The sequence below is a fragment of the Streptomyces sp. LZ34 genome (assembly GCF_053890475.1).
Window position 1 is genome coordinate 7,106,083 of sequence record NZ_CM132680.1, and the last position, 25,612, is coordinate 7,131,694.

Below are 25,612 nucleotides of genomic sequence, written 5' to 3' on the forward strand. Positions count from 1 at the left end.
GCCAGACCTGAGGGGTGCCGGGAACTCCCCGCACCCCGTTCCCCTCGTCCCGAGGAGCCTCCCCTGCAGGCCCTGATCGTTCTCATCGTCGTGATCGGCCTCCTGACCCTCCTCGGCCTCGCCCTCTCCGTGAAGGTCGTCAAGCAGTACGAGAAGGGGGTGCTGTTCCGCTTCGGCCGGCTCGTCGGAACACGCTCCGCGGGGCTGCGCTGCCGTGTCCGCGGTCGCCTACTTCCGCTTCGGACCGTCCATCACACGACGCGAGGACTATGCTGCTGTATAGACGTCCCAGACCCCGGCGGCATGCTGTTGCTGAACACAGATGGCTGCGGGGTGCGGACTCTTCGTCCGCCACCCGGCGCATCCCTGGAGGGAACCGGGTGGATCCTCTGTCCTGCTGCGCAGGCTGTCGGACCGGCCGTTGCTCTGCCTCCTCCGAAAATACGCCCCCTGCCGGGAGCGCGCCCAGGGGCCGGGACTCCGGCACCACCGCGCCCGCTGCCGGATGGTCTTCCGAACCGAGGCGTCATGCCCCTGCCACAGCTCACCGTCTACCGCCATGCCCGAAGTAAACGGGCGCTGATCACCCTGGCCGGTGAGATCGACCTCGAATCCGCGCCGTTGGTGCGCGTGTCCCTGGAGAGGTGCTTGCGAGACGGTATCCGCACCATCGACGTCGACCTTACCCCCGTCACCTTCTGCGACTGCAGCGGACTCAACGCATTCCTCCACGCTGCGCGGCAGACCACCGAGGTCGGCGGGACCCTGCGACTGCACTACCCGTCGGCGATGTTCGCTCGGATTCTCGACCTCACCGGCTGCGGGTTCCTGCTCCTCGGCATTCCGGTCGGCCACCTGCCACCTCCTCTCGGCGACACCCCGGCCGCGTCCATTCCAGCCTCGCCGCACCGGTCTGTCCCACTTGCGCCTGTTCGCTCGGGCGATGTGCGATGACGGCCGAACCCGGGCGGGGACAGTCACGGAAGTCGGGGGACGGCGAGACCTCCACCATGGCTCCGGTGAGGTTGCGTCGGCTGAACCGCTGGCTGGTGGATAGCCTCCGTGAGGAACTGGCGGATCTGTATGCGGAGTCCCGCGTAACGGCGCCGGGTGATCCATACCGCCGTCCCAGCCGCCAGAACTTCTTGGACCGTCTCGCCACGGACATGCGCCGACCGGGGTTCGCCATGGTGATCGCCGGGACGGACAGCCTGATGGGATGCGCCTTCGGATTCCCGGTACGCGGCGACGGCGCCTGGTGGCTCGGCTTCGAAGGACCATTGCCGCGCAGCATCGAGCAACTCAAAGTAGCCGGCAGCGTATTCGCGTTCGCCGACATCCTGATCGGGCCGCACCCGCAGGACCGAGGTCTCGCCCGTCGTTTGCGGGAGCGGCTGCTGACCGATCACCAGGCATCACTCGGCGCCACCTTTCGCAGGTCAGCGGGGACCACCACGTTCCGCGCGCTGGTATTTCCGCTCGGGGAACGCACCACGGCGAGGCTGGAGGGCCTCGTCACGATGCCTGGAGGCGGTGGCCCGGGTGGGGCCTGACAGCCGGTCGGCCCGCATTCAGATGCTGGTGGCCGAACAGGCGGTCCGACGAGGTGCCCGGGTCGGTGTGGTGGATGTGTGCACTGCGGCCGTGGCCGCGCTGCCGATCGGCGGGGCCGGGCTGTCGGCGATGTCCCGGACCGCGGCGAGTCATCCGTTGTGCAGCACCGACGACATCAGTGAGCAACTGGAAGAGCTCCAGCTCATGCTGGGTGAGGGACCTTGCGTGGACGCCTTTGTACGCGGCTCGGCCGTCCTGACACCCGATCTGCTCACCACTGAACTGCAGGATCACTGGACGGTGTTCGCCGATGCGGCCCTGGAAGCCGGAGCCCGTGCGGTGTTCTCGCTCCCCTTGCAGATGGGGGCGATCAGCCCGGGAGTTCTGGACCTGTACGCCAATGTTCCGACCGTACTGGACACGGAGGAACTGGCCGACGCACTGGCGTTCGCCGATATCGCGACGCTGCTCCTGCTCGATACAAGGCTCGGCGAGACGGGCGCGCCGGCCGGCGGGCCGATGCCGGACCGCAGCTTCGAGGACCTGGGCGCGTACCGGGCGGAGATCGACCAGGCCAGCGGCATCCTGACCGTTCAACTCGGAGTCGGCATCGAAGAAGCCTTCGTCCGGCTCCGCGCCTACGCCTATGCGCGGGGACGCCGGCTCGCCGACGTGGCCGCGGATGTGGTGGCCCGTCGGCTTCGCTTCTCCCCGGACACGAAGCCGGATCAGGCCGAGGAGGAAACCTGACGTATCGGTGCCAGCCGACGAACGTGCCGTACTTCCCGCCCCTTCGGGCAGGGATCAGTCTCAATGGAGGGTGCCCACGATGGATCAACAGCTTCTGGCCAAGACCTTCGTCGAGCTGGCCGACAACCTCGTCGCCGACTTCGACTTTATCGATTTCCTGCGCCTGCTGACCGACCGCTGTGTCGGCATGCTCGACGCGAGCGCCGCCGGGGTGCTGCTCGCCGACCGGGACGGCAAACTCCGCGTCATGGCCGCCTCCAACGAACAGGTGCGCTTGCTGGAGCTCTTCCAGCTCCAAAACGACGAAGGCCCCTGCCTCGAGTGCTTCCGCACCGGCACACCGGTGATCGTCCCCGACCTCAGTACGGTGACCGCCCGCTGGCCGCGCTTCGCGGTGGCGGCCCAGCGCAGCGGGTTCGGGGCAGTCCAGGCATTGCCCATGCGTTTGCGGGACGAGGTCGTCGGCGCGCTGAACCTCTTCCGCACCACTCCCGGCCCTTTCGATCCGGCCGACACACCCGTCGCCCAGGCCCTGGCCGACGTCGCCACCATCAGCCTGCTGCAACAACGCACTGCTCAGCGCAGCACGGTGCTCAACGAACAACTGCAGACGGCGTTGAACAGCCGGGTACTGATCGAACAGGCCAAAGGGAAACTCGCCGAACGCCAGGGCATCGACATGGAGCAGGCGTTCACCACGCTGCGTGGTTACGCCCGCGCCCACAACCGGCGCCTGGCCGACGTGGCCCGTGCCCTCATCAACGACTCGGAACCCCTCGCCGGTCTCGGGTCCTGACCCACGCCCTTGCCGGGCCCGCTACCGCTCTGCACCGTCCTCGATCAGACGGCGGTGGAGTTCCGTGGAGAGTTGAGCTCACAGCTCCCGGTGCCGTCCGCTGGGCACGTACGCCGTCATCTCCAGTCCGCCACATGGAGGCGCCGCAGTGCTCGGCGCAGCTCCCGCTGTATCGGTTCCGGGAGCGTCCGGTCGTTCGGCATGGCGACCAGAGCCGCAGCCACGTCCCGGAGCTTGATGTTGCAGTGCTGCGACACGTCCACCAGCAGGTCCCAGGCCCGGTCGCTGGAACACGGCGCCAGGGCCATCACCATGCCGCGCGCCTGGTCGATCACCGCACGGCTCACCAGCGCCCGCGCCAACTGCTCGTTTGTGACGCGCAGTTCGCCGACCTCGGCCAGCAAAGCAGCGGCGTCCCCCGCTGAAGGCACAGTCCTCAACAGCCGCTGTTCTTCACGGGGCGGGGTCACCCGGTGCATGGTGCGTACCTCACAGGGCAGTCATCCTGTCCGTAGGTGGTCAGCGGCGCGCCGGTTGCCGTTCTCCGGCCGCACCGGGGCGGCCTGCTTCACCAGCGTTCTGACATAGCCGAGCCTGAGATAGCCCGGCCCGGTGATCGCGTCCTCAAGAGGGACGAAGACCAGACGGTGCCGGGTTCTCGGACGTTGGCTGCGTGAATCACGGCTTCTCCCTACCTGGACGACCCGCCCGGTTGTCGTGAGTCGCACCCCTGGTTTTCCGCGTGAAATCGCCGCAGCGCACGACGCAGCGCCCGCTGTATCCGGCCCGGGAGCGGCTTGCCCTCCCAGGCGGCGACCAACGCCGCGGCCACCTCTGGAAGTCTGGCGTCGCACTGCCGTGAGACATCCACCAGCAGGTCCCTGGCCGCCCCGCGGCGGCAGGGGGTCAGGACCATCACCATGCCGCGGGCCTGGTCGATGACCTCATGGCCGGCCAGCGCCCACCGCAGCTGATCGTTCTCGGCGCGCAGTGCGACGACGTCCTGGCCCGCAGGTGCGTTCCCCCACGTGGCCTCGGCCCGCAGATCCCACCACTCCTCTTGGACCCCGCTTGTGCGCTGCATGGCATGTACCTCTTAACGATCTCGACGTGTCCGGCCTGGCTGAAGCTGTGCCCAGACCCCGTGGCTATCGGGCCACTTCGCGGTTCACCTGCGGTGTTCGCGGTCCCGACGGTCCTCGCGCCGCCAGCGCGCCCGGTTCTGGCGGCTGTAGCGGCGGTCCCAGCGTTCCTGACGATTCCGGCGCTCCTGGTAGTCCCGGTAGTCCCCGAGATCGGAACTGCTGCCACGGCTCCGGCCTCCGTCACGATCGCGGCCGTAGCGGGTGGCGCCGTAGACCAACACCGCCGCGGCCACCCACCAGATGGGATTGAGGAAGCCGAAGCCGAACAGGACCACGATGAGGATGAGCAGCAGGACGAACACGGTGGGCCTCCCCGGGAGCAGGACACAGCATCGATACCGGGGACTGGGGCTCACCCCACAGCGTAGTCCTGCCCAGCGGTTGCGGATACCGTGCGACGTAAGACCGTCCTGTCCGGCATGGATGGCTACTTGACACCTGTCGGGGAACTGCGGCGAGGGCTAGCGTGCGACATGCCGCCCCTGCCCCCGGCAGCGTCGCACCGCCAGCGCGCTCCCAAGGGGGCGCACCCTGCGCATCGGTGCCGGAACCCGCCGCGTCACCAGCGGGGCGGTTCCCGCACACGCCCATCGTCACGCGATCCCGGCGCGCCCCGATGCGCCCCAAGCGGGCACCGATCCGCTGCCCGCCACGTCGCACGCATCCCGCAACAGGCGGTACACATGTACGCGCTGATCCTTCCCGCTTCTACCCCCTTCGTCCTGCTGGCCACCGTGATGGCCCTGTCCTGGTGGGAGGACCACATCCTGCCGACGCCGCCGACCGAGCCGGCCGAAGCCTCCGCCGAGGCTCCGTTCACTCCAGCGGCCCCTGCCCAGCTCCCAGAACTCCGCAGTGTCGAAACTGTGTTGACGAGGGACGTTGCCGGGCGTTGACTGGCAGCACGGCGTAGGGCTATGCCACTCCGGATTAATCGGCCGCAGTATTCGACCCTCCCGCTCCGCCCGGACCCCGCGGAATCAAGGAAATCCCCGCGTTCTAGAGGCCCGGCAATGTTCTGGATTCTTCTCCTTCTGCTGATCCTGGTGGTCTTCTGGTTCGGCTTCACCATGCAAATTCTGTGGTGGGTCGCGGCCGCCACTCCACGCCCCATCCCCCGCGGGAACGACCGCCTGTACGGCGACCACGCGCGGGAGTCCATCCAGCCGATATGCAGAGGACAGACATGAGCGTCGGACAGACGATCAAGCACAAGACACAGGAATTCAAGGGTCGGATCACCGAACGCATCGGCCGGACCACCCGCAATCGGCGTCTGCAGCGCGAAGGCAGGACCAACCGGATATTCGGAAGCCTCAAGCAGGCCGGCGACAAGGCCAAGAACGCCTTCAGGCGCTGACCACAAACGCCCCGGGTGCCCACGTCGAGTGGACACCACCCGCCCGGCCTCAATGCTCAATGAGCCGCCGGGAATTGACGGCGATGAAGCAGACCAACGTGCGAACCGAGAGCCAAAGAAGGCAGCGATGTTCACCTTCGTGATCACCGCCGGGATCGTCATCGGCCTGGCCACCCTCCTCTACCTCGGACGCGGGCGTACGAAGCCTTGCACTTGCTAGGCGGCTTCGCGTCGTTCTTTGTTGCCCTGCAGCGACTTACGTTCCTTGACTGGTGCGGGTCGGCGATCAGGACCGGCAAGACCGACATGGATAAGGCCCTGGCGCGCTTGCTGGAGGGTGAAGAAGGCGATTAATCATGGCGACGCGGCGCCGTCAAGCGGCGCACGACAGCGGAGAGGACATCTGGAACCGAGTCGAGAAGGCTGGCGAAGCCGGTCTGCTGACGGAGCAGGCCACGGGACGAAACACCCGCGGTCAGTTTGAGCGCGGCAAGGCTTGGATCAAAGAAAATAAGTGCAAGAGTGAGAAGAAAGGCTGGGTCTACCATCACGGTGTCTACACGATCACCGTAGACCCCTATAAGTGCACTCTATACGCGACCGACCGGCTCCGTTCCCCGCAGGCTGCCGTGAAGTCCGCCGAAGCAGACCCCAAGGCGGCCGGCCTTTCACGGCGCAGCCGCAAGGCGCCGTCGCGCTGATATGCAAGGTCAAGGGCGGAGTGTTTCGGTAGAAATACTCCGCCCAGACCACGTCCCAACCGGATTACGCGCGATCTGCCGGACAGCGCCACTGGTGCGCCCATGAGGGTGGCCCGGCCGCCGAGGGCGGCTCGTCCTGGCCGGCATCGGCGTGGTCGTGACCGCCCAGCACTCCGGTTCCCGAAACCGGTGGTCGGCGGGGTGAATGCGTGAGCGATGCGTGAGCGGACGACGGAGCATCACCCGTCATGAGCGGGATCAAACGTCATGCCGGGTGGTGCCGACCTGCGAGGACAGCACCACCCGGCATGAACTGACATCCTCGATCAAGGATTCGATCCCACTTGTAAAGTGAAGGTCGTCGGTTCGAGCCCGACAGTCGGCTCCGCGAGCGCACGGCCCTTCGTGGCGGACCATGGAGGGCCGTTCGTCTCGCCCTTCACACGCACCCCGTGCGCCGGGTTCCCGCCGAGGCTGTCAACAAATTGCCAGCCGCGCCCCGGCGTGATCGCCCACCGTTGCCCTCCGAGTGCGCTGCGCGTTCGGAGTGGGGTCAGATGGGGCGGAGTTTCCGGGTCGGAGTGCAGCTTGTTGACAATCCCGCGCTGCCACGCCATGGCGCTAAGCAGAAGCTGCGCAAAAGTGGGCGATTTTACTTGATCTTTACCAACTGTAGTCCGTTGACTGGCTTGTGGAGGCGAACTAATGTCGCGCCGCAGGGGCTTGTACGGCCTTTCCGGCCACAATCCACCTACTGGACAAGGGCTTCTGGGCTGCGGGGAGGAAGGGCTACTCGCAAGTCAAGAACCAGTGGGTCACGGTGGCGCGGAAGTTCGTGATGCGGAAGTTCGTGATTCTGATCGGCGGCTGTGTAATTGCGGATTCAATTACGGGGCGGCCGCCGATCGCCATCGCGGCCGTTCTTGGTGACCTTGGACGGTCGGCAGTAACCGACGGGTATGCGACGGACGGGTCGTGTGCCGCATGGGGGAGTCATGGCTGAACTGTCCAGTACGGCTGAACTGTCCAGTACGAAGGAAGAGCCGGCGACGTCCGTACTCGGCGTCCCGATCCAGTCCCCGGCGATGGTGCTGGCCACCGACGGCCCCGGCGTCAGACAGGGCATCGGGCAGCTCCTGACGCGAGCCCGGCACAGCGTCAGTCTGATCGTGCCCGGCACCTTCGAGCGGGCCAAACCGGTCCTCCCGATGATGGGCCGGTTCACCGCCGTCGCGAGCACCGGGGTCACCGTGCGCGTGCTCTGCGCCCCGCAGGTCCTGGCCCCGCTCGGCATCCTCGCCGCCGCGCGGCGCGGCCCGCTGGGCTATGAGGTCCGGGTCGCGGACGTCGATCTACAGGGGACCGTGATCGCCGACGGCAGGGCCGCCTTCGGCCGGTCGGGCGGCGAATGCGGCGGCCGGTACGTGAGCTTCAACACCGACCCCGCCTCGGTCCGCGCGCTGGATCTGATGTTCGCCGGGGCCTGGGGCAGCGCGATGCCGCTGGATGAGCACCAGCGCCTGGCCGACCGGCTGCGCTCGGACTCGGTACGGATGATCCTGGAGCGCCTGCGCGAGGGTCACACGGACGATGTGGCGGCGCGCCAGATCAGGGTCTCGCTGCGCACGTACCGCCGCCATGTCGCGGCGATCATGCGTGACGTCGGGGCCCACTCCCGCTTCCAGGCCGGGGTGCGCGCCGTCGAACTGGGGCTGTTGTCGGACGTCGGCTGACGTGACCGGGCACGAGGAGGACGGCGCCGAAAGCGAGCGGGCCGAGCGGGCCATCGCCCAGGAACTCCTGGCGGTTCGCGCGTTCATAGAATCCACGGTCGCCGCATCGGCTGCGGCTGCCGAATCCGCCGTCGGCGATTCCGGGGCCGGTGATTCCGAGGCCGACCAGGGCGCCGGGCGACCGCACGGGAACTCCTGGGTCGCGGCGGTGGAAACGGACGAGGAAGAAATTCGAACGGCCGCGGAAGAGCTGATCCGGGAGGCCGGCGGGAATGTCGATGTCGTGCTCGCGGCGGAGGCCGCGCATGTCGGTGCGCTGCATTCCGTACTGAGTGAATGGCTCCGCTCCGGCGGTGAGGACGTGAGAACACGTGTTCTGTGCGCCCAGAACTCGCTCGACTGGAATTTCGTCCGGCAGCACGCCAGGGACCGGCGGCACCTGGAGGTCCGGGTCGCCCGGATTCCGCTGCTCGCCGCGTTCATCGTCGACGGCCGCGCCGCGCTGGTCTGCGCCGACTCCGCGGTCGGCCGCCGGGCCTCCGCCATCCGCGACCCGGGGGTCATCGAGACCCTGCAGACCCTCTTCGACGGCATCTGGCGCAATGCGGTGGTGGTGAACGAGCAGGTCGGCTTCGGCGACCACGCCCGGATGGAGATGGTGCGGCCGATCCTGGAGTGGCTCAGGCTCGGCGTCACCGACGAGGTCGCGGCGCGCGAGCTGTCGGTCTCGGTGCGCACTTATCGCCGCTATGTCGCCGAGATCATGGTCCTGTTGGGCGCGAGCTCCCGGTTCCAGGCCGGGGTGCGCGCCGCTGAGCTGGGGCTACTGCCGGTCACACCCCCCGGGGACAGCCCGCGGGACCCCCCGCGCCACCGGCGCTGAGCCGGTGGCGCGAGGGGCGGTGACCGTGGCCGGTTGAGGTGCTGGCAGCTTCCTGTAGGCGCGTTGCGGGTGCTCTGGGCGTCCGGCTAGACATGATGAACTGACCTGACGAAAGCCGTAGTTGCGGACGGTCCTGGCGCATGGGAGTGACCGGCCCGACAAGGAGGCACTCTTATGACGATTTCAACTCCCGAAAAGCTGCTGACGAGTCACCGGAAGACGACTCGGGGAAACACGGCCCCGGCCGCCCCGGTTGCTCCGGCCGCCCCGGAAAGGATGACTCCGGAACGGAGGTCTCCAAACCGGACCTCTCCAGATCGGACCTCTCCGGACCGGACCTCTCCGGAGCAATTGCTGAGCGGGGTCGGCGTGCTCGACAAGGCCTCGCTCCTGCTCGGGGTGCTGGAAGCGGGCCCGGCCTCCCTGGCCAGGCTGGTCTCCGCCACCGGCCTCAAACGCCCCACCGTGCACCGGCTGGTGCTCGCCCTGGAGCGGCTGCGGCTGCTCGCCCGGGACGCGCAGGGCCGGTTCATCCTGGGGCCGAGGCTCGGGCTGATGGCCCTGGAGGCCTGCCGGGACCACCTGGCGACGACGGCGGAGCCCGTGCTGAGCGAGCTGCGCGACGTGACCGGCGCCAGCGCCCGGCTCTACCGGCGCCGCGGATATATGCGCATCTGCGTCGCCGAGGCCGCGGTGGTCGGCAACCCCGTCGCGCAGGACCGGGTGCCGGTCGGCGCCGCCCTGCCGATGAACGCCGGCCCCGTCTCCCAGGTGCTGCTGGCCTGGGAGCGGCCCGAGGACCTGTGCGAGGGGCTGCGCGGCGCCCAGTTCACCGCCGCCACGCTCTCCGGCGTACGGCGCCAGGGCTGGGCCCAGAGCGTCGGCGGGCGGGAGCACGGTATAGCCGCTGTGGCGGCCCCGGTGCGCGGCCCCGGCGGCCGGGTGGTCGCCGCGCTGTCGATCTCCGGGCCCATCGGACGGATGTCCGGCACCCCGGGCCGGGTCTACGGCAGCGCGGTGATCGACGCGGCGGTCCGGCTCGGCAGCGGGTTCCAGCGCTGACACGGGGGGCGGGCCGCCGCCTGTCGCGGGGCGGCCGCCGCTGCGGGATGCTGTGCGCATGCCGACGCCCGCCGAGCAACAGCTCGCCCCCATGACCCTCGATGACTACACCGCCCGGATGTCCCGGGCGGCCCGTACCGCCGCCGACGCCGGGCTGTCCGGGCTGGTGGTCACCCCCGGCCCGGACATGGTCCATCTGTGCGGTTACCGTCCCCCGGCGGAGACCGAGCGCCTCACCGCGCTGCTGCTCGTCCCCGGGCAGACGCCCCGGCTCCTGGTGCCGCTGCTGGAGCGGCCGGACGCTCTGGCCGCGACCGGCGTGGGGGCGACCGAGGTGACCGGCTGGACCGACGGCAATGACCCGTACCGCGCGGCGGCGGACATGCTGCCGCCGCGCGGCCGCTACGGGATCTCCGACGAGACCTGGGCCGTCCACCTGCTCGGCCTCCAGCGCACCCTCCCGGACACCTCCTACTCCGCGATGGGCGAGGCGCTGCCCATGCTGCGCGCGGTCAAGGACACCCACGAGGTGCAGCGGCTCGCGTCGGCGGGGGCGGCCGCCGACGCGGCGTACGAGGAGATCGTGCGGGTCCGCTTCGCCGGGCGGCGGGAGCGCGACATCGCCGCCGACCTCAGCGCGCTGCTGCTGCGGTACGGCCACAGCCAGGTCGACTTCACGGTCGTGGGCTCCGGCCCCAACGGCGCCAACCCGCATCACGAGGCCGGAGAGCGGGTGATCGAGGAGGGCGACATGGTGGTGCTGGACTTCGGCGGCCTCAAGGACGGCTACGGCTCCGACACCACGCGTACGGTGCACGTCGGCGAGCCCACGAAGGAGGAGCTCAAGGTCCACGACGTCGTACGCGAGGCGCAGCAGGCGGCGTTCGAGGCGGTCCGGCCGGGGGCGGCCTGCCAGGACATCGACCGGGTGGCGCGCCAGGTGATCACCGAGGCGGGCTACGGCGAGTACTTCATCCACCGCACCGGCCACGGCATCGGCGTCACGACGCACGAGCCGCCCTACATGGCGGAGGGTGAGCAGTTGCCGCTGGTGCCGGGGATGTGCTTCTCGATCGAGCCGGGGATCTATCTGCCGGGGCGGTTCGGGGTGCGCATCGAGGACATCGTGACCTGCACGGAGACGGGTGGGCGGCGGTTGAACAACACGGCGCGCGAGCTGCGGGTGGTGGCCTGAGGGGCGGGGGCCTGAGGGTCGGGGATCCGAAGGGGCCCGCCCCCGGGCCGCCGGGAGTGCCCCTGGCGGGGCGGCGGCTGGAGAGGCCCGCGGCGGGGCGGTAGCTGGTTGAGGCCCGCCGGGGCCGGCCCCGCTCTCCCCTCGTGGAGCGGCACCGGCCCCGGCGGCCCGGTCTGGTTACGGCACCGGGACGGCTACGGCACCAGGACGACCTTGCCCGTCGTGGCGCGCGTCTCCAGGGCCCGGTGGGCGGCTGCCGCCTCGGCGAGGGGGAAGCGGTGCACCCCCGGGACGAGGCGGCCGGCCGCGGCCTCGGCCATGGAGCGTTCCTCCAGCGTGCGCAGCGGGTCCAGGCCGCCGGCCTTCGCCAGCATCGGCGGGCCGAGCACGACCTGGGAGGTGATCCCGCGTGCGGTCAGCTCCTCCTCGCTCAACTCCAGCGGGCCGTCACCGCCGGTGAGCGACCCGCCCGAGGACCAGCCGAAGACGAGGTGACGGCCGCCGGGGCCGAGCAGGTCCACGCCCGCGCGGCCGGGCTCGCCGCCGACGCCGTCGAACAGCACGGTCGCGGCCCGGCCGCCGAGGGCGGCGCGGACCCGGTCCGGCCAGCCCGGGGCCGTGTAGTCGACGGCGATGTCGGCGCCCAGCTCGCGCACCAGCGCCACCTTCTCGGGGCCGCCCGCGAGCCCGACGACCGTGGCGCCCGCGTGCCGCGCGTACTGCACCAGGAGTTGGCCGATCCCGCCCGCCGCCGAGGTGACGACCGCGACGTCGCCGGCGGTCAGGTCGGCGAACTGAAGGATCCCCATCGCGGTCCGGCCGGTGCCGATCATGGCGACGGCCTGCGCCTCGTCCAGGTTCGCGGGCACCTCGTAGAGCTTCCCGGCGGCGACCACGGCCAGTTCGGCGTAGCCGCCGGGGACCATCCCGAGGTGGGCGACCACGCGCTTGCCCAGCCACGTCGGGTCGGTGCCCTCGCCGAGCGCCTCGACGGTGCCCGCGACCTCGCGGCCGGGGATGGTCGGCAGTTCGGGGGCGGCGTGTATGGCGGTGGTCCGGCCCTCGCGCAGGGCGGTGTCGAGCAGATGGACCCCGGCCGCGGCGACCGCGATCCGGACCTCACCCGGGCCCGGCAGCGGATCGTCGGTCTTCTCGAAGACCAGGTTCTCGGCGGGGCCGAAGGCGTGCAGGCGGATGGCGTACATGGTGGTCTCCCAGGGCTCGTGGGGCTGTCGTACGGTCACCCTCCAACCTCAACCAAACTTCAGGTCAAGGGCTGTTGAGCCGCGCGGAGACGTGACGGCGGTCACCGGGGCGCCCCCGGCGCAGCCCCCGAAGCGGCCCCCGGCGCAGCCACCGACGCGCCCCCGGTCCGCCCGCCGAGCGCGAGCGTGGCCGCGGTGAGCGCGCTGTTGAACGACACCTCACAGAGCACCCCCGGCGCGGCCACCTGGTCACCCGCCAGATACACCCCGTCGCCCCGGTGGACCGCCGGCCGGTCCCGCCAGGTGGTGCCGGGTGCGTCCACCGCCCCCGTACGCCCGGTCGCCAGGGCCACCCGCCGGAAGACCGTACGCTCGCGCCAGCCCGGAAAGCCCAGGTCCAGCAGGTGTTCGGCGCGGGCGACGCCGTCGGCCCTGGTCTCGTCCGGGGCGATGGGCACCTGGCCCTGGAGCAGTTGTTCGCCGGGCGGGGCCAGCGAGGGGTCCTGGGCCGTGAAGCGTTCGAGCCAGCCGGGGGAGTCGAGGTCGGAGACGGCGAACGCGTCGCCGCGCCGGGTGCGTACGGCCAGGTCGACCAGGACCGTACGGCCGCTCTCCCCGGTGAGCGAGGCGTCGCCGAGGAGCGCACGGGCGGCGGACAGCGCGGTCGCGACGATCACCGGGCCCTGGTCGGTGGGCAGCGCGTCCACGCGGGAGCCGGTCTCGAGCCGTACGCCGAGCTTCCAGGCGTGGTCGGCCATCCGTTCGACGACCGAGCCCCAGCCGCCCCGCACATAGTGGGCCTCCGGCGGCACCTTGGCGGAGCGCCGGAAGCGCTCCTGGACAAAGGCGGCGGACAGCCGCCCGGGGGCGTGGTGGAAGGTGGCGACGCCGACGTAGTTCGCGGCCGCGCGAGCCCCGGCCGCGCCGGCGACGCTCGTCGCCCAGGTGGTGAAGTCGGCGTCGACCGGCGCCCGTTTGGCCAGCAGCAGCCTGAGCATGGCGGCCGGCGGCACGCGGCGCAGCCGCCCGGCGCGGTGGAAGCGCAGCCGGGCGGCCTCCAGGGGCGGGATGCTCGCGAGCGGGCCGAGCAGCCCGCGCTTCCTCAGCCACGACCAGTGCGGCCCGCCCGCGTAGAAGGCGTGCGGGCCCTCGTTGGTGCGGTACGGGCCGGGGGCGGTGCGGGCGCGGCCGCCGAGCGTGTGGTGGGCCTCGTGCAGGGTCACCACGGCTCCGGCCTCGGCGGCGGCGATGGCCGCGGTGAGGCCGGCCAGGCCGCCGCCGATGACGGTGATACGACGCATGAGCAGCACTCCTTCCCGTACTGCGACCCGGGTCGGATCGCGCTTCACGAGTACGACGACGGGGCGGGGCGAGGTGTGACATCGGGCCGTTGTCAGTGGTGTGGTTCACGATGGAGAGCGGGTCACGGCGAGCGCGACATGGTGAGCGGACGGGACGGAGCGGGTATGGCTGGGCGCGGCAGGAGCGGGGCGGCGGGCGGGGTGCGGGCGGCGCGGCGGCCGGAGGTGGCGCTGCCCGAGCTGCGGCCTTACGAGGGCGGGGAGCTGGAGCCGGAGGGGGACTACGACGGGCTGGACTTCGCCGACCTGGACTTCGCCGGGCAGCGGGCGGGCGGCGCCCGCTTCCTGGACTGCGGGTTCCGCCGCTGCGGGTTCGACGAGGCCAGGCTGTCCCGGGCCAGGTTCCTCGACTGTGTGCTGGAGGGCGTGCGGGGCGTGGGCGCCGATGTCTCGGAGGCGCGGCTGCGGGATGTGGAGCTGGTGGACGCCCGGCTGGGCGGGGTCCAGCTGCACGGGGCGGTGCTGGAGCGGGTGCTGGTGCGCGGCGGGAAGATCGACTATCTGAATCTGCGGACGGCCCGGCTGACGGACGTCGTCTTCGAGGGGTGCGTGCTCGCGGAGGCGGACTTCGGCGGGGCGGTGCTCGAGCGGGTGGAGTTCGTGGACTGCGCGCTGCGCGGGGCGGACTTCACGCAGGCGCGGATGACGGACGTCGATCTGCGCGACGTCACGGAGCTGGACATCGCGCGGGGCGTGGAGCACCTGGCGGGCGCGGTGATCAGCCCGTCGCAGCTGCTCGATCTGGCTCCGGCGCTCGCGGCCCGGCTGGGCATACGGGTCGAGGCGGCGGTCCGGACCGGGGGTCAGACGCGGGGGTAGCGGGCCTGAAGCTCCCACACCGCCGGGTTGTCGGCCAGCCCCTCGTGCATATCGGTGAGGTCCTCGATCAGGTCGTGCAGAAAGTCGCGGGCCTCCCGGCGCAGCGCGGCGTGGTTGAAGGTGAGCGGCGGCTCCTCGGCCGGCGCCCAGTCGGCCGTGATGTCCACCCAGCCGAAGCGCCGTTCGAAGAGCATCCGGTCGGTCGACTCGGTGAAGTCCAGCTCGGCGTGGACGGGGCGAGCGGAGCGGCTGCCGAGCGGGTCGCGGTCGAGCCGCTCGACGATGTCGCTCAGCGCCCAGGCGAAGTCGAGCACGGGCACCCATCCCCAGGCTGTGGACAGCTCGCGGTCCGCTTCCGTGTCGGCGAGGTAGACGTCGCCGCAGAACAGGTCGTGGCGCAGGGTGTGCACATCCGCGGTGCGATAGTCCGTCTGCGGGGGGTCGGGAAAGCGGCGGGAGAGGGAGTAGCCGAGGTCGATCACACGGTCGATGGTGTCACGGCGGTCGCGGCCCCACCGGCCCGCACCCACCGGCCCGTACCCGGCCCGTACCCGGCCCGCACCCAGCCGTATTTACCGGTCCGCGCCGGCCCGCCGGACGGGACGGCGCGGACCGGCGCGGGACGCGCTCAGTGGCCGCGGGCGATCCACTCCTCCAGGTGCGGGGCCTCGTCGCCGATGGTGGTCGGGTCGCCGTGGCCGGTGCGTACGACGGTCTCGGGCGGGAGCGGCAGCAGCTGCTCCCGGATGGAGTCGATGATCGTCGGGAAGGACGAGTACGAGCGGCCGGTCGCCCCGGGGCCGCCCTTGAAGAGCGTGTCCCCGGAGAAGACCGTGGTCAGCGCGGGGGCGTACAGGCAGACCGCGCCCGGTGAGTGGCCGGGGGTGTGCAGCACCCGCAGTTCGGTGCCGGCGACGGTGAGGACGTCGCCATCGGCCAGCGCCCGGTCCGGCTTGCGGTCGGGGTGGCGCATGCGCCACAGCACCTCGTCCTCCGGGTGCAGCAGGATCGGCGCGCCGGTGCGGTCGGCGACGTCCGGGGCCGCGTCGATGTGGTCGTCGTGGCCGTGGGTGCACAGGATGCCGAGCAGCCGCCGGCCCCCGACCGCCCGGGCGATCGCGTCCGCGTCATGGGCGGCGTCGATGACGTACACCTCGCTGTCGTCGCCGACGAGCCAGACGTTGTTGTCCACCTCCCAGGTGCCGCCGTCCAGGGAGAAGGTGCCGGAGGTGACCAGCCGGTCGACGCGTACGGGCGGGGGAGTCATCAGAGCGTCACCACCGAGCGCAGCACCTCGCCGCGCTGCATCTTCGCGAACGCGTCCTCGACGTCGTCGAGCCCGATCGTCTCGCTGACGAACGCGTCGAGGTCGAGCCGCCCCTGGAGATACAGGTCGATCAGCAGCGGGAAGTCGCGGGAGGGCAGGCAGTCCCCGTACCAGGAGGACTTGAGCGCGCCGCCGCGCCCGAAGACGTCCAGGAGCGGCAGCTCAAGCTTCATCTCCGGGGTGGGCACGCCGACCAGCACCACGGTGCCGGCGAGGTCGCGGGCGTAGAAGGCCTGGCGGTAGGTCTCGGGCCGGCCGACCGCGTCGATCACGACGTCGGCGCCGTGGCCGCCGGTCAGCTCCTGGACGGCCTCGACGACGTCGGCCGCCGTGCCGTTGATGGTGTGGGTGGCGCCCAGCGTGCGCGCCATCTCCAGCTTCCGGTCGTCCACGTCCACCGCGATGATCTTCGAGGCTCCGGCCAGCAGGGACCCGGCGATCGCCGCGCCCCCGACGCCGCCGCAGCCGATGACGGCGACCGAGTCGCCGCGCCCCACCGCGCCGGTGTTGATCGCCGCGCCGAGGCCGGCCATCACGCCGCAGCCCAGCAGGCCCGCCGCCGCGGGCGATGCGGCCGGGTCGACCTGGGTGCACTGCCCGGCCGCCACCAGCGTCTTCTCGGCGAACGCGCCGATGCCCAGGGCCGGGGACAGCGGGGTGCCGTCGGTGAGCGTCATCGGCTGGGCGGCGTTGTGGGTGTCGAAGCAGTACCAGGGGCGGCCGCGGCGACAGGCCCGGCACTGGCCGCACACCGCACGCCAGTTGAGGATCACGAAGTCACCGGGGGCCACCTCGGTGACGCCCTCCCCGACGGACTCCACGACGCCCGCCGCCTCATGGCCGAGCAGGAAGGGGAACTCGTCGTTGATGCCGCCCTCCCGGTAGTGCAGGTCGGTGTGGCACACACCGCACGCCCGCACCTGCACCACCGCCTCGCCGGGCCCGGGGTCCGGCACCACGATCGTCTCGATCCTGACCTGCTCGCCTTTGCCCGGGGCGATGACACCGCGTACGTGTTGAGTCATGGCAGCAGCGTAAGTGCCGATCAGCGCCGGGGACAGGAGCGCCGGGGACAGGAGCGCCGGGGGCACGGGCGGCGGGGAGAGGAGCGCCGGGAGGAGGGGCGGGACAGGAAACGGGCCGCACCGGGTTGCGGTGCGGCCCGTCGCCGCGCCTACTTCGTGGTCACTTCATGATCACTTCACGTTGATCGCGGTCCAGGCGGCCGCGACGGCCTTGTACTCGGTGCTGCTCGCCCCGTACAGGTCGGTCGCCGCGCTGAGCGTGGCGGTGCGGGCCTGCGCGTACTTGGAGGTGGAGGTCAGGTACGTGGTCAGGGCCCTGTACCAGATCTTGATGGCCTTGTCCCGGCCGATGCCGGTGACCGTGGAGCCGTCGTACGTCGGGCTGTTGTAGCTCACGCCGTTGATGGTCTTCGCGCCGCTGCCCTCGGACAGCAGGTAGAAGAAGTGGTTGGCGGGCCCGGAGGAGTAGTGGACGTCGATGTTGCCGAGCGTCGAGGACCAGTAGTCCTTGGACGCCCCGTCCTTGCTGGGCTTGTCCTGGTAGCGCAGCGGGGTGCCGTCGCCGTTGATGTTGATCTTCTCGCCGATGAGGTAGTCACCGACGTCGGCGGAGTTGGCGGCGTAGAACTCCACGGCGGAGGCGAAGATGTCGGAGGTGGCCTCGTTGAGGCCGCCGGACTCGCCGCTGTAGTTGAGCTTGGCGGTGGCCGCGGTCAGGCCGTGGCTCATCTCGTGGCCGGCCACGTCGACCGAGGTGAGCGCGTTGGCGTTGCCGGAGCCGTCGCCGTAGGTCATGCAGAAGCAGGAGTCCTGCCAGAAGGCGTTGACGTAGCTGTTGCCGTAGTGGACCCGGGAGTACGAGCCGACGCCGTCGTTCTTGATCCCGTTGCGGCCCAGCACGTTCTTGTAGAAGTCCCAGGTCAACGCGGCGCCGTAGTGCGCGTCGACGCCGGCCGTCTGGCGGCCGCCGCCCCACACGTCGTCGGCGTCGGTGAACAGGGTGCCGGTGCCCGACGAGCCCTGGTTCAGGTCGTAGGTCTTGTGGTTGCCGCGCGTGCTGTCGGTGAGGCTGTAGGTGCTGCCGCTCTTGGTGGTGCCGAGCGTCACCGTGCCGCTGTACTTGCTGGTGCCGCTGCCGGTCTCGACGGCCTCGTCGGCGAACAGCTTCTTGCCGGTGGCGGCGTCGGTGATGACATGCAGCTCGCTCGGGGTGCCGTCCTTCTGCATGCCGGTGACGACGGTCTCCCAGGCCAGGACGGGCTTCCCGGTCGCCGCCCAGATGACCTTGCGCGGCGACTTGCCGGCCTTGTCGTCGGTGGGCGCCGCCTTGAGAGCTGCGCTCTTGGCGTCGGCGGACGGCACGTCGGCGGAGGTGGTCGGCACGGAAATCTTGGCCGAGGTCGCCTTGGTCACGCTGCGCGCGCCGCCGGCCTTCTCGTGGACGACCAGGTCGCCGCCGAGGACGGGCAGCCCGGCGTACGTACGCTCGTAGCGGGTGTGAACCGTGCCGTCCGCGTCCTTGATGACGTCCCGCACCAGGAGCTTCTCCTGGGCCCCGAGCCCGAGGAACTCGGCCTGGGCGGAGGCGTCGGCCTGCGCGGCCTTGATCGCGGACGCGCGCTCCTGGGCGGAGAGCGGCAGCGCCGTCGCGCCCGCTTCACGGCTGCGCTCGGCCTGGGCGCTGGCCGGGCCGGTCTGTACGCCGATCACGACCATCGCGGCGGAGGCGACGAGGGCCGCGGTGCGAAGGGTCTTCTTGCGGGTGGCGGAAGCGATGGATCTCACTCGGTCTCCTTGCCTTGGGGTCCGCGGGGTCGCGGCCCTGTGTAGGGGGTGCGGGCAGCCATGGGTGGGCCGCCCGGTGGTGCGAGGAGTGGTGCATGAGTGATGCGTGAGTGGTGCATGCTTCGGTGGTGCCGGCACCTGGCGCGCGGTCATCTGACGTGCATCTGACATGCGCGGTGACCGAGCAGAGATTGTCATCGAACGACCTGTTCGGACAGGTCTGAAACAAGAATTTGACTTGGCGTTGTCTCTTCGGAGGCGATTCAGGTCAGGTTTTCGCCACTCAGCCGCGCCTGGAAGATGAGGGCTTGTCACTTTTCGCGCGGCCGCCCTCGGCCGCCGAACCCGCCCCGCCCTGGCTGGCCGCCCAGCTCGCGAGCACCGCCAGCTTCTCCGCGGCGGCCGAGCCCGGCACGGCTGTGTACGCGACCAGGAGCTGGTCCGGATCGCCGGGCAGAGCGAGCGTTTCGTATCCCAGCTCCAGATCGCCCACGACCGGATGGCGCATGAGCTTGACCCCGTGTGTCTTCTCCTTGACCGGGTGGTCGGCCCAGAGTCGGCGAAATGTCTCGTTCTTCATGGCCAGTTCACCGATCAGCGATGCCATCAGCGGGTCGCCCGGGTGCCGTCCCGCGTCCAGCCGCAGATAGGCCACCGTCTCCGCGGCCACGGTGGCCCAGTCGGTGTAGAACTCGCGGGCCGCCGGGTCCAGGAAGGTGTGCCGGGCGGCGTTGCGCTCCCCCTCGGCCATCGCGGAGAAGCCCGACACCGCGTCCGCGAGGGCGTTCCACGCCAGGATGTCCATCCGCCGTCCGAGGACGAAGGCGGGTGTGCCCGTCATGGTCTCCATCAGGGTGCGCACCCCCATACGGAGCGCCCGCCCGCCGCCCTCCCGCGCCGCCCCTCGGCCCCGGCCCCGCTTCGGCCTGGCCAGATCCCGCAGATGGGTGTGCTCGGCCTCGGTCAGCCGCAGCACCCGCGCGACCGCGTCGAGCACCGCGTCGGACACGTTCGACCCGCGCCCCTGCTCCAGCCGGACGTAGTAGTCCACGCTGACCCCGGCCAGCTGGGCCACCTCCTCCCTGCGCAACCCCGGTACCCGGCGGCGCCCATGGGAGATCAGCCCCACCTCTTCGGGGCGTATACGGGCGCGCCGTGAGCGCAGGAAGTCACCGAGAGCGTCGTCGTGCATGCCTTGAGGGTAGGCGAGCCCTCCGCCGCCAACCTGGTACTGGCAGACCCAGGAAAAGCATCACCCTGGGTACGGCGGCGCGAGGGCCGCAACCTTGAGGACGTGGCGGGGGGTTCCCGCACCGCACGACACCACCACGCGACACCACCGCACGACACCACCACGCGACACCACCGCACGACACCTCAGGAGCACACGAGATGAACCACGCAGACTCGCGCCGGACCGACCTCGCCGGGCGCACGACCGACCACGCCGCGGGTACCGCCGACCTCGCCGGGCGCACCGCCGTCGTCACCGGGGCCGCCAGCGGCATGGGTGCCGCGACCGCCCGGCTGCTCGCCGCCCGGGGCGCCCGGGTGGCGCTGTGGGCGCGGCGCGCCGACCGGCTGGAGGAACTGGCCGGGAAGATCACGGCCGACGGCGGGCAGGCCCTCGCGGTCCCGGTCGATGTGACCGACGAGGCCGCGGTCGCCGCCGGTGTCGCCCGGGTCCACGACGCGTTCGGCCCGGTGGACCTGGTGGTCAACGGCGCCGGGGTGATGCTGCCGAACCCGGTCGAGGCCGGCCGGGCCGACGAGTGGACCCGCATGGTGGACACCAACCTCACCGGAGCGCTGCGCGTCGTGGGCGCCTTCACCCAGGACCTGCTGGCCGCGGCGGCGGACGGCAGGCCCGCCGACCTCGTCAACATCTCCTCCATCGGAGCGCATATGACGTTCCCCAACTACGCGGTGTACTCGGCGACGAAGGCCGCGCTCACCCATCTGTCGGCGTCACTGCGCTCCGAACTCGGCCCGCGGAACGTGCGCGTCACCAACCTCGAGCCCGGGCTGACCGAGAGCGAGCTCGCCGACCACGTCGACAACGCGGAGGCGACCGGCCAGCTGGACGACATGTTCGCCGCCCTCGGAGGGCTCTCCTCCGAGGACATCGCCGACCTGATCGCGTATGTCACCAGCCGCCCGGCCCATGTGAACCTGCGCCAGGTGATCGTCCTCCCCACGCGCCAGGCGTGACCTCGGCCCGCGCTGCCGGGGGCGCGTGGGCCCTACCCGGCGGGCCCTACCCGGCGGGCCCTACCCGGCGGGCCCTACCCGGCATCGGCCTCGCCCGGCGGGGCAGCGTCGCCCGGAGGGGCGAGCAGTCGGCGCAGCGAGGCCGACACCTCGTGGGCGAGCCCGGCGTCCACGGGCGCGTGCCGACTCATGAGCCGGTACCACATCACCCCGAAGGCGAGATCGACGGCGAGGTCGAGCGAGGCCGCGTTTTCGCTCAGCTTCCCCTGCCGTACCGCCCGCTCCAGCACCTCGCGCAGCGCCCGGCGGCGCGCCGCGAGCAGCCCGGCCTGCAGCCGGTCGGCGAGCTCGGGGTCGCGCTGGGCCTCGGCCATCAGCCCGGCGACGGCCTGGCCGGTCAGCCGCGCGGTCATGGTGTAGGCGGCGACCAGGAACGACTCCAGATCGCGGAGCGGATCGCCGGTGTCCGGGAGGAGGGTCGGGGCCTCGCGCTCCGTCAGGTCGCGCAACGCCTCCAGCAGTACGGCCTCCTTCGTCGGCCACCAGCGGTAGACCGTCTGCCGCCCGACCCCGGCCGCCTCGGCGATCCCCTTGATAGTCAGCGGCTGGAAGCCGTCGCGCTGGCACAGCTCCAGCGCCGAGGCCAGGACGGCTCGCCGTGCCTGCTCACTGCGCGGTCTGCCGCGCGCCGGGGTGCCTGTCATGGAACCCACTTTACAAGACACCATGCCTCGAATTAGATTTAACGAGTCACCGTGCCTCGTAAATGGTGTTGAGGAGAAGCAAGCAATGACAGAACGAATCGTGGTCATCGGCGGTACCTCGGGCATCGGGCTGGCCGCGGCCGAGCGGCAGTCGGCCGCGGGCCGCGAGGTCGTGATCACCGGGCGGGACGCGGACCGTCTGGCGGCCGCCCTGGAAAAGCTGGGCGAGGGCGCCACCGGCCAGTCCGTGGACGCGCGTGACGAGGCGGCGATGCGCGCCTTCTTCACCGGCCTCGGCACGGTCGACCATGTCGTGATCACCGCCACCGGCGCCTCGGCGGCCGGCCCCTTCAAGGACCTGGCGGTCGACGAGCTGCGCACCGCGGTCGAGGGCAAGCTCATCGCCCAGACGGTCGCCGCGCGGGCGGCGCTCGAGGTGCTCGCCCCCGAAGGCTCGCTGACGTTCATCACCGCGGGATCGTCCGGCGCGTCGCTGCCCGGCACGGCGGGGTTGGCGGCGGTCAACGCGGCCGTCGAAGCCATGGTCCCGGTGCTGGCCGTGGAACTCGCGCCGGTGCGGGTCAACGCGGTTTCCCCGGGCGTCGTCGCCACCCCGTGGTGGGACTGGATGCCCGCCGAGGCGCGGCAGCAGGCCTTCGACAGCTACGCCAAGGTCACCCCGGCCGGGCGCGTGGGCATGGCGGAGGACATCGCCGACGCCATCGGGTATCTGATCGGCAACAGCTACACCACGGGCACCGTCCTGTCGGTCGACGGCGGCCTGCGGCTCAACGCGGCGGCGCTGTGACGGTGCGCCCCGCGGTCGCGGGCCGGACCGTACTGATCACCGGCTCGACGGACGGGCTCGGGCGCGAGCTGGCCGTGCGGCTCGCCGCCGAGGGCGCGCATGTGCTGATCCACGGACGGGACGCGGAGCGGGCGGAGGAGGTGTGCGAGCGCGTCCGGGATGCGGCGGTCGGGTCCGGGCTCGGGTCCGGTGCGGGTCGCGGCAGCGCCGAGGTGCTGCTCGCCGACCTGGCCGACCTGCGGGCGGTGGACCGCCTCGCGGACGAAGTCCTCGCCCGCCACGACCGGCTGGACGTCCTGATCAACAACGCCGGCCTCGGCGGCGGCCCGTCCGGCCGGGGCCGCGAGGAGAGCGCCGACGGCTACGAACTCCGGTTCGCTGTCAACTACCTCGCGGGCTATCACCTCACCCGCCGCCTGCTGCCCCTGCTCACCCGCTCCGCCCCGGCCCGCGTCGTCAACGTCGCCTCCGTGGGCCAGCAGGCGCTCGACTTCACCGACGTCATGCTGGAGCGCGGCTACGACCGCTCGCGCGCCTACGCGCAGAGCAAGCTCGCCCAGATCATGTTCACCTTCGACCTGGCCGACGAACTCGACCCCGCCGCCGTCTTCGTCGGCGCGCTGCACCCCGCGACGTACATGGCCACGACCATGGTCCGCGAGGCCGGCGTCGCGCCGTGGAGCACGGTCGAGGAAGGCATGGAAGCGGTCCTTCACCTCCTCGCCGCACCCGCGCGCGGCGTGCCTTCCGGCCGCTACTTCAACGGCGCGGAGGAATTCCGTGCGGCTTCCCAGGCCTACGACGCGCAGGCGCGGCGGAGGCTGCGCGAGCTGTCCGAGGATCTTGTCGCGCGGGCCCTGGTGCAGGGGCGGACCTGACTCCTGACGCTCTGCTTCTGCTCGCCGCCTCCGTGGAGCGAGGCATGAACGGCTCGGTGGCGGGCGCTGTTATGACGCAGCCTCCATAGTTCTTCTCCAGGGGGCAGGGCCCGACGAGGCGCTGGGCGTGCACAGTGGCCCTGCGCTGGGGAAGGCGTTCGTAGTCGCGGACGGTGCGGCGGGCCGGGGCACACCTGGTGGGTGTGCCCCGGCGGGCTGGGATGACTGCCGGGCCGGTGCGCGGCCCTTTGCGCGGTGGGTCGTCAGTAGACCTGGGTGCATCCCAGCGACGCACCCGATGCGGTGCGGCCGCAGGAGTTCGCGACGTATCCGGCGTCGTTCACCATGCGGGTGTGTGCGTCGCTGCCGGAGTTGACGCGGCTGGTGTAGTAGTTGCTGGGGGCCTTGCTGTTCGCGACGTCGACCCTGTCTCCGACTGACGCCCTGATGATCTTGCCCCAGGCGGCTCGGCAGGACGGGCTGTACCGCAGGATGATGGTGCGCCCCTGGGACGTCGTGGTCCGTACGTTGCGCGCGTCGTTGGCACATGTCGTGCCGTTGGTCTCCTGCCCGGTGCAGGTGGGTCCGTGGCAGGTGGCCGCGGCGGTAGCCGGGGCCGCCGTCGCGGGAGCCCCCCACGCCGCAGCACCAAAGGCCAGCAGTGTCGCGGCGATGACGGTACGTGTTTTCACGAATCCTCCTGGAGCCGTGGCAGCGGGTCTCCTCGTCGACCACGCCGCCAAGAGGTAGGACTGGGTCACGTGCTGACCTGCGGGAACGCTGGACATTTCTCGTATGGGTGATGTCTGGCCCATTCACCCCTCGGCTGCTCGCCTAGGCTGGGAGTGTCGCTCCGTACGAAGGAGGTCCACCGTGGCACTGATGGCCTCCGAGCGTGTACCGCACACGGACACCGACGGGAACACCGCTTCATCGGTCGAGGAAGCCTTCGTGGCGTTGAGCGCGGCAACCCCTGAGGGGTGGCGCGTGGAACTCATCGAAGGGAAAATCCACGTGGTGCCTCCCGCCGATGGCGAGCACGAAGAGATTGTGTCCGAAGTGACGGGGCAAGTGCGCGACCACCGGAAGGACCTGGGGCGGTACACCGGCATCGGGCTTCTCATCCCGGGCGCGTCACCCACCGGCAAGGTCGTACCCGATCTCGTCATCGCGCCCAAAGGCAGCTTCAGCGACGCGCTGGAGTACCACGACCCCAGCCCCACGCTGCTTGTCGGCGAGGTCACCTCGCACTGGACCGCCGAGAACGACCGAGGACCGAAGCTGCGCGGTTACGCCCAGGCGGGCATCCCCTGTTATCTCCTGATCGACAGGGATAGGGGCCACGTGGTCGTGCACACCGAGCCGTCCGGGCAGCGTTACGCTCGGCGGACCGAGGTGGAGATCGGCAAGACGGTCGCCCTGCCATATCCCTTCGAATTCGAGCTGGACACCAGCGAATTCTGATCCGCTGCTGATCCGCCGGGACCGCTGACACGGCTGAGGGCCGCCCCTTGACGGGGCGGCCCTCAGTGTTTCGTGCGCTACGTCCGTCAGACGTTGACGCCGAAGTCCTTGGCGATGCCGGACAGACCCGCGGCGTAGCCCTGGCCGACCGCGCGGAACTTCCACTCCGCGCCGTTCCGGTACAGCTCGCCGAAGACCATGGCGGTCTCGGTCGCCGCGTCCTCGCTGAGGTCGTAGCGGGCGATCTCGGCGCCGCCGGCCTGGTTGAGGATGCGGATGAAGGCGTTCCGCACCTGGCCGAAGTTCTGGCTGCGGGACTCGGCGTCGTAGATGGAGACCGGGAAGACGATCTTCTCGACGTCGGCGGGCAGGGCCGCCAGGTTGACGTTGATCTGCTCGTCGTCGCCCTCGCCCTGGCCGGTGACGTTGTCACCGGTGTGGACGATGGACTGGTCCGGGGTGGACTTGTTGTTGAAGAAGATGAAGTGCTGGTCCGAGTAGACCTTGCCGCTCGGGTTCACGGCGATGGCGCTTGCGTCCAGGTCGAAGTCGGTGCCGGTGGTGGTGCGGACGTCCCAGCCGAGGCCGACCGTGACGGCGGTCAGGCCCGGTGCCTCCTTGGTGAGCGAGACGTTGCCGCCCTTGGACAGGCTTACAGCCATGGGGTGTCCCTTTCGTGGTGGTCGAGTCCTCAGGGCTTCGTACTCCGGACGAAGCTACCGTCACCCTCCACAACGCCGTCAGCCGCCCGCCGGTTCCAGGTTCCTTTACCTTCTTTGCCAAACCTTATCGCCGAGCGGCTCGCCCTCGCCGCGGCGCAAAAGCAGGTGACGGCCCTCCGCCGGC

General features: G+C 70.8%; 29 protein-coding genes. 16 read left to right on the forward strand and 13 right to left on the reverse strand.

The genetic code is table 11. The features are described 5' to 3' along the window. Nucleotides 1–528 precede the first annotated feature (528 nt). The 4 genes from ACWY4P_RS29340 to ACWY4P_RS29355 all read left to right on the forward strand — a co-directional run bounded on the left by ACWY4P_RS29340 (nucleotide 529) and on the right by ACWY4P_RS29355 (nucleotide 3,100). Nucleotides 529–954, forward strand: coding sequence for an STAS domain-containing protein (locus ACWY4P_RS29340; protein ID WP_456203344.1), 426 nt, complete (start codon nucleotides 529–531; stop codon nucleotides 952–954). A gap of 56 nt (nucleotides 955–1,010) precedes the next feature. Beyond that, the gene (locus ACWY4P_RS29345; RefSeq protein ID WP_456213094.1) at nucleotides 1,011–1,553 is read left to right on the forward strand and encodes a hypothetical protein; all 543 of its coding nucleotides are present in this window, start codon (nucleotides 1,011–1,013) and stop codon (nucleotides 1,551–1,553) included. A gap of 22 nt (nucleotides 1,554–1,575) precedes the next feature. After that, complete coding sequence (locus ACWY4P_RS29350) at nucleotides 1,576–2,304, forward strand: GAF and ANTAR domain-containing protein (RefSeq protein WP_456203346.1); 729 nt, start codon at nucleotides 1,576–1,578, stop codon at nucleotides 2,302–2,304. A 79-nt stretch (nucleotides 2,305–2,383) separates the two neighbouring features. Continuing rightward, a complete protein-coding gene (locus ACWY4P_RS29355; protein ID WP_456213095.1) occupies nucleotides 2,384–3,100 on the forward strand; it encodes an ANTAR domain-containing protein in 717 nt (238 codons plus the stop codon). A gap of 116 nt (nucleotides 3,101–3,216) precedes the next feature. Here the strand turns inward: ACWY4P_RS29355 and ACWY4P_RS29360 are convergent, their stop codons facing one another. From ACWY4P_RS29360 to ACWY4P_RS29370, 3 genes are all read right to left on the reverse strand, one after another. Beyond that, the gene (locus ACWY4P_RS29360; protein ID WP_456203348.1) at nucleotides 3,217–3,579 is read right to left on the reverse strand and encodes an ANTAR domain-containing protein; all 363 of its coding nucleotides are present in this window, start codon (nucleotides 3,577–3,579) and stop codon (nucleotides 3,217–3,219) included. 212 nt (nucleotides 3,580–3,791) lie between these two features. Beyond that, complete coding sequence (locus ACWY4P_RS29365) at nucleotides 3,792–4,184, reverse strand: ANTAR domain-containing protein (RefSeq protein WP_456203350.1); 393 nt, start codon at nucleotides 4,182–4,184, stop codon at nucleotides 3,792–3,794. 84 nt (nucleotides 4,185–4,268) lie between these two features. Next, nucleotides 4,269–4,547, reverse strand: coding sequence for a hypothetical protein (locus ACWY4P_RS29370; RefSeq protein WP_456203352.1), 279 nt, complete (start codon nucleotides 4,545–4,547; stop codon nucleotides 4,269–4,271). Nucleotides 4,548–5,258: 711 nt separating this feature from the next. On the opposite strand from ACWY4P_RS29370, the gene ACWY4P_RS29375 reads away from it, so the two are divergent. The 7 genes from ACWY4P_RS29375 to ACWY4P_RS29405 all read left to right on the forward strand — a co-directional run bounded on the left by ACWY4P_RS29375 (nucleotide 5,259) and on the right by ACWY4P_RS29405 (nucleotide 11,179). Beyond that, nucleotides 5,259–5,435, forward strand: coding sequence for a hypothetical protein (locus ACWY4P_RS29375; RefSeq protein ID WP_456203354.1), 177 nt, complete (start codon nucleotides 5,259–5,261; stop codon nucleotides 5,433–5,435). Continuing rightward, nucleotides 5,432–5,605: a CsbD family protein gene (locus tag ACWY4P_RS29380; RefSeq protein ID WP_456203356.1), complete on the forward strand. Its 174-nt coding sequence runs from the start codon at nucleotides 5,432–5,434 to the stop codon at nucleotides 5,603–5,605. The genes ACWY4P_RS29375 and ACWY4P_RS29380 overlap by 4 nt, the downstream gene beginning before the upstream one ends. A 356-nt stretch (nucleotides 5,606–5,961) precedes the next feature. Continuing rightward, nucleotides 5,962–6,306 carry a hypothetical protein gene (locus tag ACWY4P_RS29385; protein ID WP_456203358.1) on the forward strand — a complete coding sequence of 115 codons (345 nt, stop codon included), beginning with the start codon at nucleotides 5,962–5,964 and terminating at the stop codon, nucleotides 6,304–6,306. A 995-nt stretch (nucleotides 6,307–7,301) separates the two neighbouring features. Further along, complete coding sequence (locus tag ACWY4P_RS29390; protein ID WP_456203359.1) at nucleotides 7,302–8,039, forward strand: hypothetical protein; 738 nt, start codon at nucleotides 7,302–7,304, stop codon at nucleotides 8,037–8,039. 1 nt (nucleotide 8,040) lies between these two features. Beyond that, on the forward strand, nucleotides 8,041–8,922 hold the full coding sequence (locus tag ACWY4P_RS29395; RefSeq protein WP_456203361.1) for a LuxR family transcriptional regulator: 882 nt from the start codon (nucleotides 8,041–8,043) through the stop codon (nucleotides 8,920–8,922). Nucleotides 8,923–9,291: 369 nt separating this feature from the next. Continuing rightward, nucleotides 9,292–9,984, forward strand: coding sequence for an IclR family transcriptional regulator (locus ACWY4P_RS29400; protein WP_456203363.1), 693 nt, complete (start codon nucleotides 9,292–9,294; stop codon nucleotides 9,982–9,984). Nucleotides 9,985–10,042: 58 nt separating this feature from the next. Next, the gene (locus tag ACWY4P_RS29405; RefSeq protein ID WP_456203365.1) at nucleotides 10,043–11,179 is read left to right on the forward strand and encodes an aminopeptidase P family protein; all 1,137 of its coding nucleotides are present in this window, start codon (nucleotides 10,043–10,045) and stop codon (nucleotides 11,177–11,179) included. Nucleotides 11,180–11,373: 194 nt separating this feature from the next. Here ACWY4P_RS29405 and ACWY4P_RS29410 read toward each other — a convergent pair whose 3' ends face one another. Together ACWY4P_RS29410 and ACWY4P_RS29415 are read right to left on the reverse strand one after the other, a co-directional pair. Continuing rightward, nucleotides 11,374–12,384 carry a zinc-binding dehydrogenase gene (locus ACWY4P_RS29410; protein WP_456213096.1) on the reverse strand — a complete coding sequence of 337 codons (1,011 nt, stop codon included), beginning with the start codon at nucleotides 12,382–12,384 and terminating at the stop codon, nucleotides 11,374–11,376. Between the two features lie 101 nt (nucleotides 12,385–12,485). Then, entirely contained in the window at nucleotides 12,486–13,685 is a 1,200-nt protein-coding gene (locus ACWY4P_RS29415; protein ID WP_456203367.1) for an FAD-dependent oxidoreductase, read from the reverse strand. Nucleotides 13,686–13,850: 165 nt separating this feature from the next. On the opposite strand from ACWY4P_RS29415, the gene ACWY4P_RS29420 reads away from it, so the two are divergent. Next, entirely contained in the window at nucleotides 13,851–14,564 is a 714-nt protein-coding gene (locus tag ACWY4P_RS29420) for a pentapeptide repeat-containing protein (RefSeq protein WP_456203369.1), read from the forward strand. Here ACWY4P_RS29420 and ACWY4P_RS29425 read toward each other — a convergent pair. From ACWY4P_RS29425 to ACWY4P_RS29445, 5 genes are all read right to left on the reverse strand, one after another. Further along, complete coding sequence (locus tag ACWY4P_RS29425; protein WP_456203371.1) at nucleotides 14,549–15,046, reverse strand: hypothetical protein; 498 nt, start codon at nucleotides 15,044–15,046, stop codon at nucleotides 14,549–14,551. The two genes, ACWY4P_RS29420 and ACWY4P_RS29425, sit on opposite strands and share 16 nt — an antisense overlap. 146 nt (nucleotides 15,047–15,192) lie before the next feature. Further along, nucleotides 15,193–15,831, reverse strand: coding sequence for an MBL fold metallo-hydrolase (locus ACWY4P_RS29430; RefSeq protein WP_456203373.1), 639 nt, complete (start codon nucleotides 15,829–15,831; stop codon nucleotides 15,193–15,195). Further along, complete coding sequence (locus ACWY4P_RS29435; RefSeq protein ID WP_456203375.1) at nucleotides 15,831–16,916, reverse strand: S-(hydroxymethyl)mycothiol dehydrogenase; 1,086 nt, start codon at nucleotides 16,914–16,916, stop codon at nucleotides 15,831–15,833. The genes ACWY4P_RS29430 and ACWY4P_RS29435 overlap by 1 nt, the downstream gene beginning before the upstream one ends. Before the next feature lie 171 nt (nucleotides 16,917–17,087). Beyond that, nucleotides 17,088–18,701, reverse strand: coding sequence for a M4 family metallopeptidase (locus tag ACWY4P_RS29440; RefSeq protein WP_456203377.1), 1,614 nt, complete (start codon nucleotides 18,699–18,701; stop codon nucleotides 17,088–17,090). Between the two features lie 283 nt (nucleotides 18,702–18,984). Beyond that, entirely contained in the window at nucleotides 18,985–19,893 is a 909-nt protein-coding gene (locus ACWY4P_RS29445) for a helix-turn-helix transcriptional regulator (protein ID WP_456203379.1), read from the reverse strand. A gap of 314 nt (nucleotides 19,894–20,207) precedes the next feature. On the opposite strand from ACWY4P_RS29445, the gene ACWY4P_RS29450 reads away from it, so the two are divergent. Beyond that, nucleotides 20,208–20,912 (forward strand): SDR family oxidoreductase, encoded by a 705-nt coding sequence (locus tag ACWY4P_RS29450; protein WP_456213097.1) that lies wholly within the window; start codon nucleotides 20,208–20,210, stop codon nucleotides 20,910–20,912. Nucleotides 20,913–20,986: 74 nt separating this feature from the next. On the opposite strand, the gene ACWY4P_RS29455 is transcribed toward ACWY4P_RS29450, so the two are convergent. Beyond that, nucleotides 20,987–21,616, reverse strand: coding sequence for a TetR/AcrR family transcriptional regulator (locus ACWY4P_RS29455; protein ID WP_456203381.1), 630 nt, complete (start codon nucleotides 21,614–21,616; stop codon nucleotides 20,987–20,989). A gap of 85 nt (nucleotides 21,617–21,701) precedes the next feature. Between ACWY4P_RS29455 and ACWY4P_RS29460 the strand changes: the two genes are divergently transcribed. Beyond that, nucleotides 21,702–22,424, forward strand: coding sequence for an SDR family oxidoreductase (locus tag ACWY4P_RS29460; protein ID WP_456203383.1), 723 nt, complete (start codon nucleotides 21,702–21,704; stop codon nucleotides 22,422–22,424). Then, nucleotides 22,421–23,302 carry an SDR family NAD(P)-dependent oxidoreductase gene (locus ACWY4P_RS29465; RefSeq protein ID WP_456203385.1) on the forward strand — a complete coding sequence of 294 codons (882 nt, stop codon included), beginning with the start codon at nucleotides 22,421–22,423 and terminating at the stop codon, nucleotides 23,300–23,302. Before ACWY4P_RS29460 ends, ACWY4P_RS29465 begins: the two co-directional genes overlap by 4 nt. 263 nt (nucleotides 23,303–23,565) lie before the next feature. On the opposite strand, the gene ACWY4P_RS29470 is transcribed toward ACWY4P_RS29465, so the two are convergent. Further along, nucleotides 23,566–23,994 carry a DUF2690 domain-containing protein gene (locus ACWY4P_RS29470; protein ID WP_456203387.1) on the reverse strand — a complete coding sequence of 143 codons (429 nt, stop codon included), beginning with the start codon at nucleotides 23,992–23,994 and terminating at the stop codon, nucleotides 23,566–23,568. Between the two features lie 190 nt (nucleotides 23,995–24,184). On the opposite strand from ACWY4P_RS29470, the gene ACWY4P_RS29475 reads away from it, so the two are divergent. Further along, nucleotides 24,185–24,766 (forward strand): Uma2 family endonuclease, encoded by a 582-nt coding sequence (locus ACWY4P_RS29475; protein ID WP_456213098.1) that lies wholly within the window; start codon nucleotides 24,185–24,187, stop codon nucleotides 24,764–24,766. A gap of 86 nt (nucleotides 24,767–24,852) precedes the next feature. Here the strand turns inward: ACWY4P_RS29475 and ACWY4P_RS29480 are convergent, their stop codons facing one another. Then, nucleotides 24,853–25,428 (reverse strand): TerD family protein, encoded by a 576-nt coding sequence (locus tag ACWY4P_RS29480; protein WP_456203389.1) that lies wholly within the window; start codon nucleotides 25,426–25,428, stop codon nucleotides 24,853–24,855. Between the last annotated feature and the right edge of the window lie 184 nt (nucleotides 25,429–25,612).